14 protein-coding genes and 1 pseudogene are annotated in these 18,681 nt (G+C 47.0%); 1 reads left to right on the top strand and 14 read right to left on the bottom strand.

Annotated elements, in window-relative coordinates; genetic code table 11:
• Positions 1-71 precede the first annotated feature (71 nt).
• Positions 72-1,655, bottom strand: a complete 1,584-nt coding sequence (locus AR543_RS12160) for a sensor domain-containing diguanylate cyclase (protein ID WP_060534736.1) — start codon at positions 1,653-1,655, stop codon at positions 72-74.
• A gap of 480 nt (positions 1,656-2,135) precedes the next feature.
• On the opposite strand from AR543_RS12160, the gene AR543_RS12155 reads away from it, so the two are divergent.
• Positions 2,136-2,333, top strand: a complete 198-nt coding sequence (locus AR543_RS12155) for a hypothetical protein (protein ID WP_017813090.1) — start codon at positions 2,136-2,138, stop codon at positions 2,331-2,333.
• Between the two features lie 444 nt (positions 2,334-2,777).
• On the opposite strand, the gene AR543_RS12150 is transcribed toward AR543_RS12155, so the two are convergent.
• The 13 genes and pseudogenes from AR543_RS12150 to AR543_RS12090 form a co-directional block, all read right to left on the bottom strand.
• Positions 2,778-4,292, bottom strand: a complete 1,515-nt coding sequence (locus AR543_RS12150; protein WP_060534734.1) for an efflux RND transporter periplasmic adaptor subunit — start codon at positions 4,290-4,292, stop codon at positions 2,778-2,780.
• A gap of 50 nt (positions 4,293-4,342) precedes the next feature.
• Positions 4,343-5,871, bottom strand: a pseudogene (locus AR543_RS12145) (DHA2 family efflux MFS transporter permease subunit).
• 16 nt (positions 5,872-5,887) lie between these two features.
• Complete coding sequence (locus AR543_RS12140; protein ID WP_060534732.1) at positions 5,888-6,541, bottom strand: HlyD family secretion protein; 654 nt, start codon at positions 6,539-6,541, stop codon at positions 5,888-5,890.
• 200 nt (positions 6,542-6,741) lie between these two features.
• Positions 6,742-7,386, bottom strand: a complete 645-nt coding sequence (locus AR543_RS12135) for a TetR/AcrR family transcriptional regulator (protein ID WP_060534730.1) — start codon at positions 7,384-7,386, stop codon at positions 6,742-6,744.
• A 488-nt stretch (positions 7,387-7,874) separates the two neighbouring features.
• On the bottom strand, positions 7,875-9,452 hold the full coding sequence (locus AR543_RS12130; RefSeq protein ID WP_060534728.1) for a sensor domain-containing diguanylate cyclase: 1,578 nt from the start codon (positions 9,450-9,452) through the stop codon (positions 7,875-7,877).
• Positions 9,453-9,767: 315 nt separating this feature from the next.
• A complete protein-coding gene (gene dhaK, locus AR543_RS12125; protein WP_064505578.1) occupies positions 9,768-11,525 on the bottom strand; it encodes a dihydroxyacetone kinase subunit DhaK in 1,758 nt (585 codons plus the stop codon).
• 165 nt (positions 11,526-11,690) lie between these two features.
• The gene (locus AR543_RS12120; RefSeq protein WP_060534726.1) at positions 11,691-12,260 is read right to left on the bottom strand and encodes a YdeI/OmpD-associated family protein; all 570 of its coding nucleotides are present in this window, start codon (positions 12,258-12,260) and stop codon (positions 11,691-11,693) included.
• A gap of 64 nt (positions 12,261-12,324) precedes the next feature.
• Positions 12,325-12,846, bottom strand: a complete 522-nt coding sequence (locus AR543_RS12115; protein ID WP_060534725.1) for a DinB family protein — start codon at positions 12,844-12,846, stop codon at positions 12,325-12,327.
• An 80-nt stretch (positions 12,847-12,926) separates the two neighbouring features.
• Positions 12,927-13,862 carry a helix-turn-helix transcriptional regulator gene (locus AR543_RS12110; RefSeq protein WP_060534724.1) on the bottom strand — a complete coding sequence of 312 codons (936 nt, stop codon included), beginning with the start codon at positions 13,860-13,862 and terminating at the stop codon, positions 12,927-12,929.
• 10 nt (positions 13,863-13,872) lie between these two features.
• The gene (locus tag AR543_RS12105) at positions 13,873-14,655 is read right to left on the bottom strand and encodes an SDR family NAD(P)-dependent oxidoreductase (RefSeq protein ID WP_060534722.1); all 783 of its coding nucleotides are present in this window, start codon (positions 14,653-14,655) and stop codon (positions 13,873-13,875) included.
• A gap of 180 nt (positions 14,656-14,835) precedes the next feature.
• Positions 14,836-15,489, bottom strand: a complete 654-nt coding sequence (locus tag AR543_RS12100) for a M48 family metallopeptidase (RefSeq protein WP_060534720.1) — start codon at positions 15,487-15,489, stop codon at positions 14,836-14,838.
• Between the two features lie 184 nt (positions 15,490-15,673).
• Positions 15,674-16,438, bottom strand: coding sequence for an SDR family NAD(P)-dependent oxidoreductase (locus tag AR543_RS12095; protein WP_060534718.1), 765 nt, complete (start codon positions 16,436-16,438; stop codon positions 15,674-15,676).
• 269 nt (positions 16,439-16,707) lie between these two features.
• Entirely contained in the window at positions 16,708-18,672 is a 1,965-nt protein-coding gene (locus tag AR543_RS12090) for a GTP-binding protein (protein ID WP_060534717.1), read from the bottom strand.
• Positions 18,673-18,681 lie beyond the last annotated feature (9 nt).

Here is an 18,681-nt window from a genome sequence, read left to right as displayed (position 1 = left end):
TTATATAACACACAAAAGAAGCCTCCCTATATTCCGGAGGCTTCTTCAAAAACAAATCCATATTCTCTGCATTATACCTGATAAAAAACAGTCTGATTACGACCATTTTCCTTGGCCTGATAAAGAGCAGTATCTGCATGCTTGAACAGCTGCTGCGCTTCGGCAGTTCCTTCCAGCGAAAGGGTAACACCGAGCGAAATCGTAATTTTATGTCCCATCGGTGTAGGGAAAATCGCCGTCGTCTGGCGAATCCGCTCTGCAACCTCCATAACTTCCTGCTCTGTAACTTCATACAGCAGAATCACAAATTCCTCTCCGCCATAGCGGAAGCAAAGATCTTCGGTTCGTACCTGACTGCGCAGCACACTGGCCAGCATTTTCAGCACTTCATCACCGGCCGGATGACCATACGTATCATTTACCAATTTGAAATGGTCGATATCCAGAATAATCACCGCAAAAGAATACTGATTACTCACCCAGTTGTCTGTAATAGACTGTAATGCACGGCGGTTCAGCAGGCCGGTAAGCGGGTCTTGATTGGCTTCGCTTTGTAGGCGTTTTTCCTTTTCCCTTGTTTCTTCTTCCAGCATCATAATGGCATGATGCAGCTGTCTGGCTTCATAATTCCAGCGGGCGAGCTGAGGACGGTTTTTGCCATGATGTCCGGCAGCCAGATTCTGTGCATAGGCAGCAAGCAAATAAAGCGGCTTGCCCAGCCAGCGGGACAGCCAGAATATAAGTAGCATAAATAGGATAATAACCGGCACCAGATAGACCAGTGTGGAGCGAATCAGATTGCTGGAATAGATATTCGTGTTCTCAATCGGTGTCTGGAAAACCACTCCCCAGCCTACATTGGAAATAACGGAATACCCCGCCAGATACGTACGATTTTTGGAGTTTTCGACGACTTGTTTGCCGCTTTTGCCCTGCATCAGCGCCTGTACGACTTTATTTTGCTGTACATTGGTATTGATCATGGACGAGTCCGGATGATATATAATATTCCCCTTGCGATCGACTACATAAAAATAAGAGCCATCCGTTTTCCTGCTGTTCGTTCCAAGTAGTTCTTTTAACTCATTTTTCTTTTGCAAATACAGCGCACCCGCGAGCATTCCCTGGTACTGACCCGAATGGTCAAACAACGGATGGGTCATCAATATAATCGTCCGGTTGATTTTGCCAATGTACGGACTGGAAATGGTAGGACGCTTGGCTTCCAGAGCATCAATACTGATTTTTGAAGTAAGTTTCGTTCCGGCCTGATTCAAGCTTGCCGGTGAATTCAGCTCAATCGTCCGATTGGGCCGGATCAGAAAAACAGCATTAAAAAAACTGCTCGAATTACGGAAATAATCCAGATTGTTTTGAGCCAACTGCTTATTCTGCGTGGGGTGGTTAACAATATACTTCGCACTTTCATCCAGGGAGTGCTGCATGGCAGAGACCAAGGATTCCGTGATATGACTGAGTTCTTTGGCGTGAATCTCATTTAACTCCAGCACCTGCTGTTCAATCGACTGCCGTTCCTGAGTATAGCCGATAAAAAGACAGGAAAATAAAATTAAAAAAGAGGTCAGAAAAGCCAGACCGCACATAAATGTTGATAGCCGGATTCCGCGCACCTCGGGTTGTGTTATTTTCTTCATGGCAAAGCCCCTTTGATACCTTCAATTAAGACTATTATCGGTTCGCCACGGCTCTATAATAAGTATAATCGGTGTATAAAAAAGGAATACGTACTTTTCTATTTTGGATAGGAATCAAAGTTCAATCTCTCTGATAATGCATGCCCGATTGCCATCAACAATCACATTATCCGGCACATTTTGGATGACCACAGTTCCCGGAGCCAGAAAGCAAAGATTACCAATTCGCACTTCATTTACAGCCAGAATCGTACAATCAAATATCTAAAATTGTATAGTCAAAATTGGAATCAAATAATCTCCATCATCCAAATTTTAATTGATTCTTAAAATTGTATGTAAAAAGTTAATAAACCCTGTTTATTCTATCTTTTAAGGGGTAATAAACAAGGTAACAAACGATATTCATGGATGTTTTTGTAGTAAAATGTGATAACCCACAGATTGCAACCATACTTCAAGACTAAGGAGAATGTGAAAGTGAACGTATTTATCCAGGAAGCCATTCATAACCAGGAACCTCTGAACATTCATCTGATCAGTGGTGAAACATATATCGGTACATGTGAAGCTCATCATAATCCTAATTTTTTTATTATTCATACTAATCATGGAGCACTGACTTTTCCGTATTGGACAATCAAACGTGTAAAGCCTGATACCCAGCTCCAGCATTGATATAACATAATCCTCCTTCTTAGGTGATGGAGTCGAATTAAAATTCGGCCTTTTAGCTGTTCCCCCGATTTATTGTATAGTTCGTCTATATAGTAATCCATCCACTCTTCTTTGACGCATTTTGTAACCAATGCCTTGTCTCTTACTCTTCTATTTCTTTTATCATTTATTTTCTTTCCCTTACTGGTCTTGTGTTTAATGCAGTATTATATAATTTATTCCAATCGCATAGCGTATCTATCGTGGGCCAGTAACCAAATTGCTGGCCTGTTTAATTTTTGTGCTGTTTTGTATACCAGTTGTCAGATCAGAACACAGGCTTTTTTCTGATTATAGGCATACGGTCGTCTTTTCCGGTTTTGTATAGCCATACACAGAAAAAGCAGCTCCCCTGAATCGGGGAACTGCTTGCAAATGAATATTCAATAGTACACGCAATATGGCTTAGTATTGTGATACCGTTACTGCCGTATTGTCGCCCAACAGAGCGAGATTATTCTCTACTACCTGCTCGCCGTCTTTCAGACCGCTGGTGATCAGTGTCTGGGAACCGGACTCGCTGCCTATAGTTACTTCCTTACGTACGGCGTGGTCTTTGTTGATTACATATACATAAGCTTTTTTGCCGTCTTTCTGGATGGCTTTGCTTGGTACAATAATACCCTGTTTGGCATTTTTACCGACAAAGCTCACATCTGCCAGCATACCCGATTTTAGTTTGCCGTCTGTGTTTGATACTGTGATTTTAACCGGATAACCGTTACCGCTCGCATCCATCGGGTTGATATTTTTCACTTTACCGTTGGTTACGATATTGGAGGAAGCGACACGTACCTGTACCTGATCACCTGCTTTGATATTGTTGATCTCATTGGCAGGAACATAGATCAGCATATTAACGGTACTCAGATTCGCAATAACCAGCGAAGCTGCCGAAGGAGCAGCCATCTCGCCTACTTCGGCATTTTTGGTCGTAACAATACCATTGATTGGCGATTTGACTACGGTATCGTCCAGGGAATCCTGAGCGATCTGTACGTTTAGCTGTGCCTGATCCAGTTTTTGCTGGCTGGCTTCGATACCAGCCGTGCTCTGGGAGACTTCCAGTTGACGCTGGGCGTTGCTATATCCGGAATTGGCATTTTCAAAACTGCTGGTTGCATTTTCATAAGCCGATTTGGCTGTAGACAATCCTTTTTGAGCAGTAGACACTGCTTTCTGGGCAGCAGACAGCTGCTCTTCTGCATTGGCTTTGCCATTTACAGCATTATCATAAGCAGTCTGTGCGCTGACTGCTGCAGCCTCAGCCTGCTCCAGCTCTGCCTGTGTAGCCAGTCCGTTACTTGCGAGCGACTGGGTACGTGTCAGTGTAGATTTGGCATTAGTCAGAGCTTCCTGGGATTGTTTGATTGTATTACCTGCTGTGGAGACAGCTGTCTGTGCTTGCTTGAGAGCTGTCTGTGCCTGGTTTACAGCACCCTCTGCCTGATTGATGCTGCCCTGAGCCTGATTAATAGAGCTTTTGGATGAAATAATACCGTTTTTGGAACTTACAACTCCGGAGCTCGCCGAGACCATACCGGTCTCGCGAGAATCCTTGGCTGTATTTACGCCTGCTGCAGCTGCTGATACATTGGATTTGGCAATCTCCAGATTATTGCGCAGATCATCGTCTTCGAGTTTGAGCAGTACCTGTCCTTTTTTGACTTCGGCACCTACATCTACAGCGACAGCAGATACTTTGCCGGAGATTTTAGGCATAATATTGACGGTGGCTGATGGTGTTACGGTACCGGTATAGATTTCACCCTGTCCGATAACACCCTGCTGTGCCTGGGCTACTTTTACATTCACGTTCATGTCCTGGGCTGCCTGAGTGCTGGCATTGCCGCAGCCGGACAGGACAACCGTACTGAGCAACAGTGCCCCTGCAGTTACTTCCCATTTTCTAATCTTCATTGGTTATTCCCTTTCTTTCTATCTAGAATATGAACCGGCAGAGACACCGATTATACTTTGCTTTCCTGAAGTGTTTCTTTGGCCGCTTTGCGTCTGCTGATGAACAGGAACACAAACGGTATAGAACAGAACAGCGGGATCGACGATACCAGGAAGGTATCCGCGATTCCTCTTGAATAGGCATCCAGTGAAATCAGACCTGATACGGTCGATGTCCAGGAGCTACCCAGCATCGCCTGGAAGGACTGCGCCGCATCCGGCGTAATCGATTCGGAGATCTGCTGGCTGTGCAGCGCTGTACGGTTCTGCATCAGGAAGGTCAGGATAGCAATCGCCATCGAGCCGGCAATCGTACGCACCAGATTGGATGCTGTCGATGCTTTACCGACTTTGTCCCGTGGTACAGCGTTCATACCAACCGTAGACAATGGCATCATACAGATTCCGATTCCCATCCCGCGGAACATCAGCACAATCTGCAGCCACAGATGCGGAGTCTGCGGAGTCAGGGTGTGCAGATGGTACGTCATGATACTGGTCAATGTCAGACCGACCAGACCGATCGGTACGATACCGATTTTGTCGAACAACTTCCCTGCAAATGGCATCATAACCGCCATCGCTATCGCCTGCGGCAGTAGGATAATACCGGTGTGTACCGGAGATACCGACTGAATATTTTGCAGGAACAGCGGGGACAGGAAAGTACCGCCATACAGACCCATCATGACAAAGCTCGATGTAATAACACTAATAGCAAATTTATAATTCTTGAACAATGAAATGTCGATAACCGGATTCTCCTGACCGCTCTCAACGAAGATCAGGAACACCAGTGCCCAGAAAGCGATAAAGAACAGGCCGACAATTTTGAAGGAATCCCAGCCATCGGTGGAACCGCTGGACAGTGCGTATAGCAGTGTACCTGCACAGGTTGCTGCCAGCAAAAATCCCAGCAAGTCGAACTTGACGATAGCCCCTTTGGGTGGTTCCTTAATCAGCAAAATGACCATCAGAATAGCAAATAATGCGACAGGCACACACACGATAAACAGGAAGCGCCAGTCGAACCATTCAATCAGATAACCACTCAGCGTCGGGCCAATTGCAGGAGCTGCCATTGCGGCAATCCCCCAGATCCCGAGCGCCATACCAATCTGTTCACGCGGAATAATTTTGTAGACGATAGTCATACTCAGCGGCATAATAACGCCGCCGCCCAGACCGGCGATAATACGCGCCGCAATCAGCGACGTATCGCTCCAGGCAAATATGCAGAATACAGTTCCCAGTGTGAAGAGACTGAGCGCTGCGATCAGAAACTTTTTATATCCGATCCGCTGCTCCATGAATCCCGTAATCGGAACAATGATCCCCGAAGCCAGTGTATAGCCCGTAATAACCCATTGAATTTTCGTCGTGGTTGAACCCAGGTCTGTCGTCAGCTGAGGAATCGCCACGTTGATCAGACTGTTATTCAGAATGGCGACGAACCCCCCAGTACAATGGCAAAAAAGGCTAACCAGCGTTCTCTGGGTGAATCACTGGGAGGAGAAGCGGCGATTTCATTAGTAGCCACTAGATACCCCTCCTTCTTAGGATGTGTGAATTTTTACTTCAACGTTACTGCCCGGAATCAGCTTCAGATCTTTCGGTACGCTGAGTGCGATTTCTACCGGGATACGCTGGGTGACTTTGTTAAAGTTACCGCTTGTATTGGTTGCCGCAATCGAGGCGAATACCGAGTTGGATGCTTGTCCTACTTTGCGTACTTTACCCTGAATCACCTGGTCGCCCGCAGCATCAAGTGTAATATCCACGAGTTCGCCCGGTTTGATACGGTCGATATCGGTTTCTTCAATATTGGTTGCTACGTACAGATTTTTCATATCCGCCATAATGGCAACAGCGGAGCTTGGGGAAGCAATCTCATGTTCTTTGGAATAGACTTTGATTACTGTGCCGTCGATCGGTGCGCGCAGTACCGATTTGCTGATTACGCTGGAATCGAGTCCGGATACATTTTGCTCGGCGATCGGTTCGTTGCGTGTCAGTACGTCGCCTTCTTCTACATCGATATGATCGATCTCTGCCGTGATTTGCGGCATAACTTTGTATTGATCCGCCGTAATGCGGGCATCATCGCTTTTTACATAATGTGCGCCTTGATACCAGTAGTAATACACCAGCGTGCCGCCGCTAATAACCAGTAACACGACTAGAATGGATAAAACAATCTTTCTACTCACTTACTCCACCTCTGCTGTTCAGATAAATTTGGTCATTCTACAGACATGCTGTATAGGATTGGCTGATATATCCAATTGTCAACGCAACATGCCCAAATGCTAATTCTTGAATTTAAGATAGCTAACACCAGTATCCTATCATCTCCGGCTTACTACGCTTGCCTACAAGAATATGTACCTGCATCCATACTTTCAAGCTGTTATTCTGGCGTACCCTCTGATGATGTATACAGACCCCGTTTCAACAGATCCAGTTCCAAAGCAAAATTGCGAAGCACTTCTTTGTCATCCGCTTCTCCTGCAAAAAACTGGATAAAGTTCTGGATAATAATCGCCCGCAAAATTTTGATTAGATGAAAAAGCTCTTTCTCATCCCTGATATTCAGTCCTGTACGGTTGATCAGACTCATATAGCTCCGGTAAAAATCGCGAATCCGTTCGGTGGTCGTGGGATTTTTCACATCCAGAATCAGCTTGTATTCTATCTTGTAATTCATGTTGAGGAAAATATTACGTGCAAAATCACGATGTTCATGATGCATAAACCGGTGCAATGTCGATTCAAAAAACTCTGCCGACGAGGCAAACAAATCGCCTTTGTGCTTGACCGCCATAGACATCATCAGCTCGCGGTTGCTGGCGCTATGTTCCTCCAGAATGTAAAAAAACAAATCTGCCTTGTCTTCAAAGTACTGATAAAAACTGCCGCGCGGAATACAGGCGTCCTTGATAATATTGGCAATCGACGCATCCGCCAGCGAAGCTCTTGAAAATTCGCGCATCGCTGCATTCATCAAATTTTGCCGTTTTTCATCCGGCAGATTAAAAAAGGTTTTTGTTGGCATACATTCACTCCACTGCCTCCTGCAACCTCCGGTTGATGATGCCGATCAGAGCTTGCTGCTATACGCAGAATATTCCATCAGATGTAGGCAGGCATAATTTGTTGTAAAAAGTTACATAAAGAATTATATGTGACACGGTGTCATGTGTCAATGTTGTTATTGAAATTAATACATATAAAGTGACAGATTGTTGTTATATACATCCTTTTTTATACACTTTTATAGATTATTGACGTTTTTTGTCGAATGAAGACAGGAAGATAATCTCTAGGTGGGCTGATAAAAACAAAACCTTGATACAATAAAAAGCCAATCATTCTCATATCTGCGAGCAGCAGACTGATAACAATTGGCATATTGGGTAAGATATATAGTTTTAAATCGACAGGCTACATAGGAATACATAGTTGTCGCACGATGACCGGTCAGCATATGATATCAAACAGCTGTTTGCTGTATACTCCCACCTGAGCTACCGCTGTCCAAATCTATAACTCGTGAACACGAAAATGGACACCGCGGTGCTGCTGCCGCTTGAGATGGTACATCTGCTGATCAGCGTAACGCAGCAGACCGATCATATCGGCAGCATCGTCCGGATAAATCCCCAATCCGGCAGCAAAAGAAACGGGAATTTCGATATGATCCTGCCGGAACACCTTGTCATTCAGCAGCGAGAGTCGGGTATGTACCATCTGGGCAGCATCACTATGCTCCGGACAGCCGAGCAGTAATACAAACTCGTCACCACCGATGCGGCCGATGATATCACCTGGCTTTTGCGCCAACGTGCGCAGTAGACGGGCAATATACTGCAGATACTGATCACCGGCTGTATGTCCATGGGTATCGTTAATAGGTTTGAAATGATTCAGATCGATCATTACCAGTGCAAAACGCTCGCTGCCCGCCATTTTTAGCTGCAGTTGCTCTTCTACTGCTGCCCGATTGTACAGTCCGGTCAACGTATCATGATGCGCATTGTATTTGTAATTTTGCTCGGACTGGATCAGACGACGCTCCGTTTCCTTGAGCGGGGTCACATCTGTCAGGTGCAGCACGAACAAATCTTCATTTGCTCCGGTGAGCAGATCAATACCGGCGACCAGATCGAGACCACTTTGCCCCTGCTTGGACACATGCATCTCCAGATGATGTACACTGCCCTGCTGCTCCAGACAGGAAGACAGTATTTGCTGAAGCGACTGCCCATGGGCAAATTCAAAATGCTGCGGAATCTGCTCCACCGGCATATCGGCAAACCAGCGCCGTGCACAGGGATTGATTTCCTTCACGTCGCCTTTTAGATCCAGCATCAAAATAGGATTGGGCGCAGACTCGAACAGAATCTGAAACCGCTTGTGATAATCCGGCATAATATTGTATTTGCCAATCAGATGACGCAGCCGCATCGCCCATACCAGATAACCGATAAAATAAAAAATCATCGATACCCGAGTTACGATTACTCCGCTTTGCAGCAGTGTCGTAATAAGTGCAAATGTACCGAACAGCTGAAAATCATTAAGCAGCAGCCAGCGATAGATGATTTTGCGCCGCGGCTCTGCAGTACGTAGCCAGCTGAAGGCCAGCAGCAGCACAGACAGCAAAATATACCCGATAATAAACGTGATCGATACCAGCAGATACGTTGGATGCAGCGGACTGCGGCCATCGGTTACATGCTCGTTATACAGTACATGATGATCCCAGGCAACCAGAAAGTAGAACCATAATCCATAAGGAGACGCGTATACAAGCGGCAACCATTTCCGAAATCTGTGCGTGACAGCGTCGCCCAGCAAAATACTGAGATGTATCAGCGTACAGACGAACATTAGCAGCGCAGGCGCACTGCCGTACAATACCAGCTGCATCTGATGCTGCGGCAGCAAAGACGTTTTTAAATATTCAAATAAAAAGTACATGACCAGCGCCATCATCATCAGGGCGGCTACACGATTGATGCTACTTTTGCGGTTGCGATAAATCAGTGTAATTGCCATATAAAGAAAAAAGTAGGTGGGTAGCTGAATCGTCAAAAAATCCATGAACAGATCGTTCATTCAACATGGTCCTCTCAATGTGGATATCCCGAATAAAGCCTATACTACTTTCCGATTTACATGGTCTTTAATGTTTGTCGCAACAGTATAAGTTTCTATTACAAATATCGTAAGGAATTAAAAGGCGTTTGACAACAAAAATCGTCTCAAAATGTAAATTTATTATTCTCTGCTGCATCTGTCTGGATAATGTCCCAGAACGAGGAAAAAAGCAGACCCCCGGACGGATAGCAGACGGCAATCATTATTGACTGCCATCTGTATCCAACCCATGTCTGCTTGTTAGGATTATATGCTGCTTGCTGCCGATCTATATCAACGCAGGCTATCGGACAATGCAGTGAAAATAACGCCCAGCGCGTGCGCACCGGCATCCGGATAACCGATACTGCGTTCGCCAACCGTACCTGCACGGCCCATGCGGGCTACAATGTCTTTGGTCTGCTCGGCACCTTTTACAGCTGCTTGCGCTCCCCGGGCAAAAGCCGTCTTGAGATCGGTCCCGGACTGCGCGCTCTCGGACCAGGCATCTGCGCAAGGAACAAGCGCATCGATCAGTGTCTTATCACCCACGACCGCTCCCCGGCCAAATGAACGTTCGCCGGTCGACTGGATTCCTTCTACAGCAGCCTGCATCATTTCCGCAAATTCGGCAACCGTCACTTCCTGTTTGTCCCCCGCCGCTTTGCCAGCTGCCCGGAAAGCAGAACCCCAGATCGGACCAGATGCTCCGCCGCAGGCTTCCATAATAATCAGCGATGATGCATTCAGAAAGCTGCCTATAGTCAGATGATCCTGCTCCAGAACCTCTTTCCATTCCCGTTTAAGCTGGCGGAATCCTTTGGCGACACTCATTCCAAAATCCCCATCTCCTGCATGGGAATCCAGATCACAGAACGGCACTTCATTATCGATAATAACTTCGCTCATCTTATCTATTAGATAAATAAGATTGTTCAGCTTCAGCGTATCTCCCTGGATTACTGCATCTTCTGCAGGAGTCTCGACCTTGTAAGAGGGATGATCGGATACCGGTTCTTGGGCAGCTTCCGTATAGGATACAGGCTCAACCGGGCCGGATACTTTGAATGCCGGAGTATCGCTTTCCCTGGACAACAATGTTTTCAGCTCATCATCCAGTTTCATAAAGGTCAGCGATATACCTGCCATATCAATACTGGTCATATAATTTCCGACAAAAGCGCGGTTGATCGAAATCTTTTTCTCTGCCAGTTCACGGGTAACTGCATGGTTGAACAAATACAATTCCTGCAGCGGCGTGGCACCAAATCCATTTACCAGAACAGCGATTTCGCCATCATAGCCTTCGTTCAGCTGCATATCTTTCAGTAGATCATGCACCATGCGCTGGGCCAATGTATCGGCCGAAGCCATCTCGTCTCGCTCGATCCCCGGCTCTCCATGAATACCAACGCCATACTCGATTTCATTCTCGCCCAGCTCGAAGGTCGGCGAACCTTTGGCAGGTACGGTACACGAAGTCAGGGCAAATCCGATACTGCGAACATTAGCGGCAGCCTTCTCGGCAGCTGCTTTGACAGCTTGCAGATCACGCCCTTCTTCTGCCGCAGCACCCGCAATTTTATGTACAAGCACCGTACCGGCGACACCTCTGCGTCCCACTGTGTATAGACTGTCTTCGACAGCAATATCGTCGTCCACTTTGACATAATCGACAGTGATGCCATCTTCTTCGCACAGATAGGCGGCATTTTTGAAGTTCATCATATCACCGCTGTAATTTTTGATAATAAGAAGCGCGCCTTTGTTGCTAGCGGTGGATTTGATCGCCTGATATACCTGAATCTGGGATGGGGAAGCGAATATATCACCGCATACCGCAGCATCGAGCATCCCTTTACCGATATATCCTGCATGTGCCGGTTCATGGCCGCTGCCGCCGCCGCTGATCAGTACTACCTTGTCTTGCGGAATGTTCTTTTTCTTGATGACTTTATATTTAGGGATCAGTTCCAGTTCGGGATGGGCCAGAACCATGCCTTTGGCCATTTCCAATACCATGTCTTCCGCTTTGTTCATTACTTTTTTCATTAATGTACCTCCTCTGATCTGTAAGATCGCTATCAATTAGGCTGCTGCACAGCAACAGATGCAAACAGTATATATTACCCTTCCATTCGTTGTTTGCCGCAGAGGTTCGGCAAGCAGCCTGATCACAAGCATAAGTAAGTACAAGATGCCATACGTTAGACGCTTTCAGTAATGAAGCAACCGTCCCTGATCATTCCATTGTCCGTACATTTTATTATCTTTGGTACAAGTAATAAATTTGTTCAAGCGCTTTTGAAAAACCAGCGGTTGATGGACATACCTCTGGATTGTATCGATACGAATATGACAGTAAAGGGAGGGAAACGCGATAAAGTTCGCATAGACTTGATCTTCCTCTCTCAGCCGCTGCCCGATCAGCTCATGAATGTGAAAAGAAGCAGGATTCATATCCGGTAGCACTTTCCTTCCCTCCTCTTTCATCAAACCGAGCTTTTCAAGACGGCGCACACGTTCTTTATTTAATTCGGTCCATGAACTTGTCGAGCTTCGTGGAGAAAAACGCTGGGCGAGCCGATGATCGGAGATTTTCTTTTTGATTCCATCGATCCAGCCAAAACACAGTGCTTCCTCGACAGCATCCAGATATAGCACTGTATCCGCCGAAGGAGTTATGCTGATCATCACCCAGCAACATCTGGCAGTCTGACTGTTCTCTTCCAACCAGTTTCTCCATTCTGCCCGGGTACAGACCATAATCAGATTTTCAATTTCGATATTTACCGTCTCCTTTTTGCATAGTATCCCGCCAATACGTTTTGGCTATTCTTGAGATACAGGATCAGGCAGAAGGAATATGCGGCTGGTTCGTATACCAGTAGAGTACATAATCTGTCATGGTGGAAGCATGGCCCAATTGACGCAGCATGGTTGAGATATTGCCGCGATGATAGGTTCCGTGATTGGCTACATGCAGCAGAATCTCCGATAAGCTGACTTCGCGAATACCTGCATAGGGATTATCAACCAGAATGCGCTGCTCCAGATCGGTCTGTTCCTGCAAGCAGGCATGATATTGCTCCGACAATTGATGGAGCACTTCTTTATACGTCCCTATGTCTGCCATTACCTGCGTAGCAAAAGACATACAGTCCTGCAAAGCTTGCGCCATATTGGCACCTGTCATTACTCTGTACCACATCTCGTCGACAGCATACATATGTGAGAGGGCATGCGCAATCGTCGGAAAAGAACTGTTTACCTCCTGATTCAGTACAGTAGGCGGAAGTTCGGCGATTCGATCCAGAATAGTGCGAGTAGCCCAGATGTGATAATTGAACATTTCTACGGGGTGGTTGGTCATGGATAACATTCTCCTTTGGTGAAGCATGAATGGGGTGGAAACTGTTATCATTATAAAAAAAGAAGTATGACAGCAGTCTGTCATACTTCTTCATAGAACCGTAGCGCTTTTTGTAATTGTTCTCTGAGAATACTGCGCAGTCCAGTCGGTGCCAGCACTTCCGCTCCACTGCCAAAACTCAGCAGAACCGACCAGAGCCAGCGGGCTTCCAGCGGCTTGTACACTTGAATCCGCATCGTCATGCTGCCATCTTCATGAAATTCCCTGTCCAACTGCTGGAATTGATCCAGTGCTTCCGCCAACGCTTCCGGCTGTACCCGGATCACCACTTCTTCCGTATCGCGAGTGGCATCGCTCCATTCGGTACGGCTCCATCCGGTTATCCCGTTTCCTTCCGGTACGGCATGATTGCTCTGAAAAGGCTCCGCCGTCAATTCCATATCCATCATACGTGAGAGACGGAATTCCCGATATTCCTGTCGATTCCGGCAGTATCCGTACACATACCAATTGCTGTATTTGAAATAAAGATGCACCGGCTCCATCTCGCGGGTAGTACGTATGTTATCCGCATTAATATAACCAAAACGAACTACCTTTCGCTCTGTAATCGCTGTACGCAAATGAGCAAGCACATGAGGCGCCGTACGTCTTGTCTCCAGATCAACAGACAGACTTGGCGGATGATGCTCCGCTTCGATCGTCTGCAGCCGTTCAATAGTCTTTTGCACATGCTTGTCTTCAAATACAGAAGACAGACTGCGCAGCACGGTGATCAGGGAAGCCACATCATAGGAGCCCAGCAGGCTTTTGTCCATTTTGTAGCCCTGCATCATGCCATAACCGCCATGGATACCTTGATGCGATACGACCGGGAATCCGGCAGCACAGATCACATCGATATCCCGGTAAATGGTTCTGGGCGATACCTGAAACTCCTCGGCGAGTGTGGCAGCAGACAGCACCTCGTGATTCAGCAGTTTGTAAATGATCGAGATCAAACGTTCCAGTTTCATGTAACGCTCCTTATCCTACAAATAATGACTCACTACCATCGACATAGATGATCGAACCGCTCACATGCGCGGAATCATCCGACAGCAGGAATAATACGACACTCGCGACCTGATCGGAGGTACCGTTTCCTTCGGGCAAAGGAACCGTTCCGTCCGGGTATTCGACCTTTTTAACTTTCATGTCTTTCATCTCCGGCATCTGGTTGCCGGTGCCCTGAATCTTGGTCTCGATCGTTCCCGGCGCAACGATATTCACCCGGATATTATACGGCGCCAATTCAAAAGCAGCCATTTGCCCAAAAGCGGCAATCGAAGCCTTGGATGTACTGTAAGCGGCAAAGCCCTGCTGGGAAAATACGCGCGTGCCGCTAATCGAACTGGTAAGTGCGATACTGCCTTTACCCTGTTGCTTCAGATAGGGAATAATATATTTCACACTGGTAAAAGCACCTTTGACGTTATTGGTCATCGTTGTGTCCCACTCGTCATCCGGAATAGCTTCGATCGGCCCGACTACGCCGAGGATACCGGCATTGGCAAACAATGCATCAATCTGGCCCCATTGCCTGGTAATCTGCTCCAATGCCTGTTTGTACTCTGCCGGTACCGAGATGTCAGCTGTAAATGCCAGCGCTTCTCCACCAGCATCTTCTATCATCTGTCTGGTCTCCTGCACATCTTTTTCTGTTTTGTTGATCAGCCCGACCCGTGCGCCTTCGGCAGCAAGGCGGATAGCTGCAGCGCGTCCAATTCCGGAACCTGCTCCGGTTACGATAGCTACTTTCCCATTCATCCGTTCTATATCATCCAGCTCCTCGGTTATGATAATTGCAATAGACTCTTTATGAAGTAAGCGTTATCTTGTCGAACCATTATTACCCCTGATGATGGGAAATGATTTTATTACGGCTATTCATTTCTTTACAACTATTATATGTAACAGCTGCTCCACTTGCAGCAGCCAAATATTTATTTAAAGCGTCATATACTTGCCGTATCTTGCCAGATACTCTTCTTTTTCCTTGTAGTCGGGCATAATTCCGCCCACCTTGCGCCAGAAAGAACGATCATGATTCATATGCAGCAGGTGGCACAGTTCATGGACAATCACATAATCGATAACTTCCACAGGTGCCATAGCGAGCCGATAATTGAAAGTGAGCTTTTTGTCAAAGCTGCAACTGCCCCATTTGGTCGTCGATTCGACGATATCGATACTTTTGGGTTTGACCTTCAGTTGCTGCTGGTAAGCGGCAATTCGCTGGTTGATCACTTTTTTGCAACTGGAAAAGTAGAACTTTTTGAGCTGGGTGCGCAGCGCTTCTTCATTGGCATCTGTCGTATCGATCAGTTCCTCCAACCGGTGCTCGCGACCCAGGTACATAAAGGTACCATAATCTTGATAGGTTCTCGCTTCCGGTGCAGGCTGCTTGCTGCCCAACCGTCGCAGATTCTCCAGCACCCATTCGCCATGCTGCTCGACGAGGCGGATAATAGCGTCTTCCGGTGTACCGTTGGGTGCTTTCACAGTTAGCAGGCCATTGGGATCGAGCTGGATCGATACTTTTTTGCGTTTGGAATACTGTACATTGCAGGATATAGTCTGGTTCTGAATCGTAATATTCATGGGCAATCTTCTTTCTTGTGGAATCTGTTGGATAAGCTCCTATCATAACATATCTTGCCGTTTCGGAAGCTATACGAGCTTATTGGACAGCAAAAGGACAGCACTAGTGTAATGTGCTGTCCTTTTGTATTTTATAAGCAAATGCTATATTGATCTGTCACGTGTCTCATCTAAAAATCTGTGATTATACTACCTGATCGGTTGGACGAATCAATACTTCATTGACTGCCACATGTCGTGGACGGGTCACGATATATTCGATCGCTTCGGCAATATCCTGAGCCTCCAGCAATTCGATATCGCTGAAGCTCTTCATGCTCTGCTCGCGAACTTCATCGCGCAGATGGGAGCTTAATTCCGTCTTCACGGCACCCGGTTCTACAGCAGATACACGTACGCTTTGACCGGCTACTTCCTGACGCAGCGCATCTGTAAAGGCAGCCACGCCAAATTTGGTCAGATTGTAGACTGCTCCACCAGCCATCGTTTTGCGTCCGGCTACCGAACTGATATTGATTAGATCGGTTACTTTGCGCTCAGAGATAGATGCGCTCCGTACCAGATGAGGCAGAGCCGCATGAGATACATAGAGCAGACCATTTACATTAATGGATACCATGCGTTCCCATTCTTCCAGCGGTGCTTCCGATGCCGGACCCAGCAGCATCACGCCTGCATTGTTGACGACGGTATCCAGGCGTCCATATTGTTCGACAGTACGGGTAACGGCCTGCTCGGCCTGCTTTTGATCTGTAATATCGGCTTCGATAACGAGCGCTTTGCCGCCGCTCGCTGTAATCTCTTCGGCCAGCTGCTCCAGACGATCTTTGCGGCGTGCCACTATGGCTACTGCTGCTCCCTGTGCAGCGAGTATCTTCGCTGTAGCTTCACCAATTCCGCTGCTTGCTCCTGTGATTAGTGCAACTGTTCCATGTAGTTTGGCTGTCATGTATAAGCACTCCTTTGGCAATCATATGATAGTTAGATATAAATGATAACTTGTGAACACCTACTAACTTTGTATTACCACCAGCAGACTACATTAATCACGTATCACAATTTTATTTTCCAAAACTTAATTTGAAAATACCAGCTTAATAATGGACATTCCCTGCTAATCCACATTGCTCATCAGCCTGTTTTCGTTGCTTGCTATTTGAGTAGAAAATAGACACGGATCATCAATACTCTATTCAATGAGCTGCCAATAGGCTGCTGTCAGGCATGCATATGATTTTTGGCTTCCTGCCATGGTACCGAATATCCCTGTCCCTTGGCACAAAAGATCGAAGAGGAGGAATAGAGCGGATCGGCTTCTTTGCGATACTGCTTGCGCTCGATCACTTCCTGCTGATTGTGACATGGCCAGTATCCATCAAGGGCGAGACTGATGATTCCTTTGCCATGGGTAAAAGAAGCCAGTTCTGCGCTATAGTTCATAAATGTCGCTACCGGCACTTTACCAGTCAGCAGACAATGGGTTGTCGTCATCTCGGGCGGTTCGATCGTTCCATGAGCCTGCTGTACATCCGACATAATCCGTCCCATATGTTCCAGCTCGGTCCGAATCCTGAAATGGTAATACGGCTCCAGCACAATATTGTCCGCCTGCTCCAATCCCTGACGAATCGCACGATAAGTCGCTTCACGGAAATCGCCGCCGCTCGTATGCTTGTTGTGCGCCCGGCCGGTAAGCAGTGTAATAACGGTATCCGTCAATCCCGCTCCTGTCAGCAGACCATGATGTTCACGTTCCAGTACATGCTGCCCCACCAGATTCTGATAACCGACTGCCAGCTGATCCGGGTGACAGGCATTACGAAATACAATCCCGCTTCCTTTCTCCCCCGGTTCCAGCTGCAGATGCACTTCGGCATAATGACGCAGCGGCTCAAAATGACCATACCCTATGACTGAACAAGTGATCGTTTCCTTATAAAGAATCTCTGGCGGCTCAAACGTAACCTGTAATCCAAACCGATCCAGCAGCAGCTTTTCCAGAATCTCCAGCTGGATCGCTCCCATAACCTGGATATGCAGTTCCTGCAGCTGTTCTTCCCAGTTTACGCCCAGCGAAGGGTCTTCTGCTTCCAGTTCGCGGAAAATACGCAGCACTTCCCGGATAGGTAGTTCAGATGGATAGCTGACCCGTGAAGTCAGCGCAGGAATTAATCGAAACGGCCGATTGCCTGCGTACTCGCCCAATCCGCTTAGCGGCCCGGCCTCGGTCAGTCCGGTGACTGCAAATAATTCCCCGGCCGATACATGGTCAGCCGGTTGGTGCTTCTCGCCATTATACATACGTATGCCGGTAATCTTTTCTTCCAGCACCAGATTGGACAGGTGTGAGGTATAGCTGAGACTATCTCGTACGCGAAGTATCCCCTGCAAGGCTTTGATATATGTAATCCTCGTTCCGTTCGTATCATGAGCAATCTTGTAGACTTGTCCGGCAAATGGGAGCCCGGCATCATAATTCGTGACCGTCAGTCGATCCAGCTGCTCCAGAAAACGTGTAATCCCTTCATCTTGCAAAGCCGACCCATACATGCAAGGATACAATCTGCATTCACGAATCATACGGATCATCGCCGTTTCCCACTGCTCTGTCGTCACTTCACCGTCCAGATAGGCACTCAGCAGTGTTTCGTCACGCTCTGCCAGAAAATTCTGCAATTCTTCATCTACCGGTTCATATTGATCGGGATGTCGGTATTGGGTAAAATCTGCTGCATCCGGTGTCAGCAGATCCCTGATCTCCTGCATCACTCTGTCTGCATCTGCACCGATCCGATCCATTTTGTTAATAAAAAAGAATGTAGGTATACGGTATTCCCGTAGCAGCTGCCAAATGGTTTCTGTATGCCCTTCGATCCCTTCGACTGCGCTGATCAACACTACCGCATAATCCATCATGCGCAGTGCACGCTCCATTTCAGCCGAGAAATCGGCATGACCCGGCGTATCCAGCAAATAATATACCGATTCGCCATATTGCATTACAGCCTGTCCGGCAAATACCGTAATCCCGCGTGCCCGCTCAATCTCATGATGATCCATAAAAGTATCCTGATGATCCACTCTGCCACGGCTGCGAATACTGCGGGTATGATATAAAAGCTGCTCGGCGAATGTGGTTTTGCCTGCATCCACATGAGCCAGCATGCCAATCGTTTTATTCATAGATAGTCT

Origin of the sequence: Paenibacillus bovis, from assembly GCF_001421015.2 — a bacterium.
Classification (GTDB): Bacteria; Bacillota; Bacilli; order Paenibacillales; family Paenibacillaceae; genus Saccharibacillus; species Saccharibacillus bovis.
Note: the sequence above shows the minus strand (reverse complement) of the source record. Positions and strands in the feature narration are given on the sequence as shown.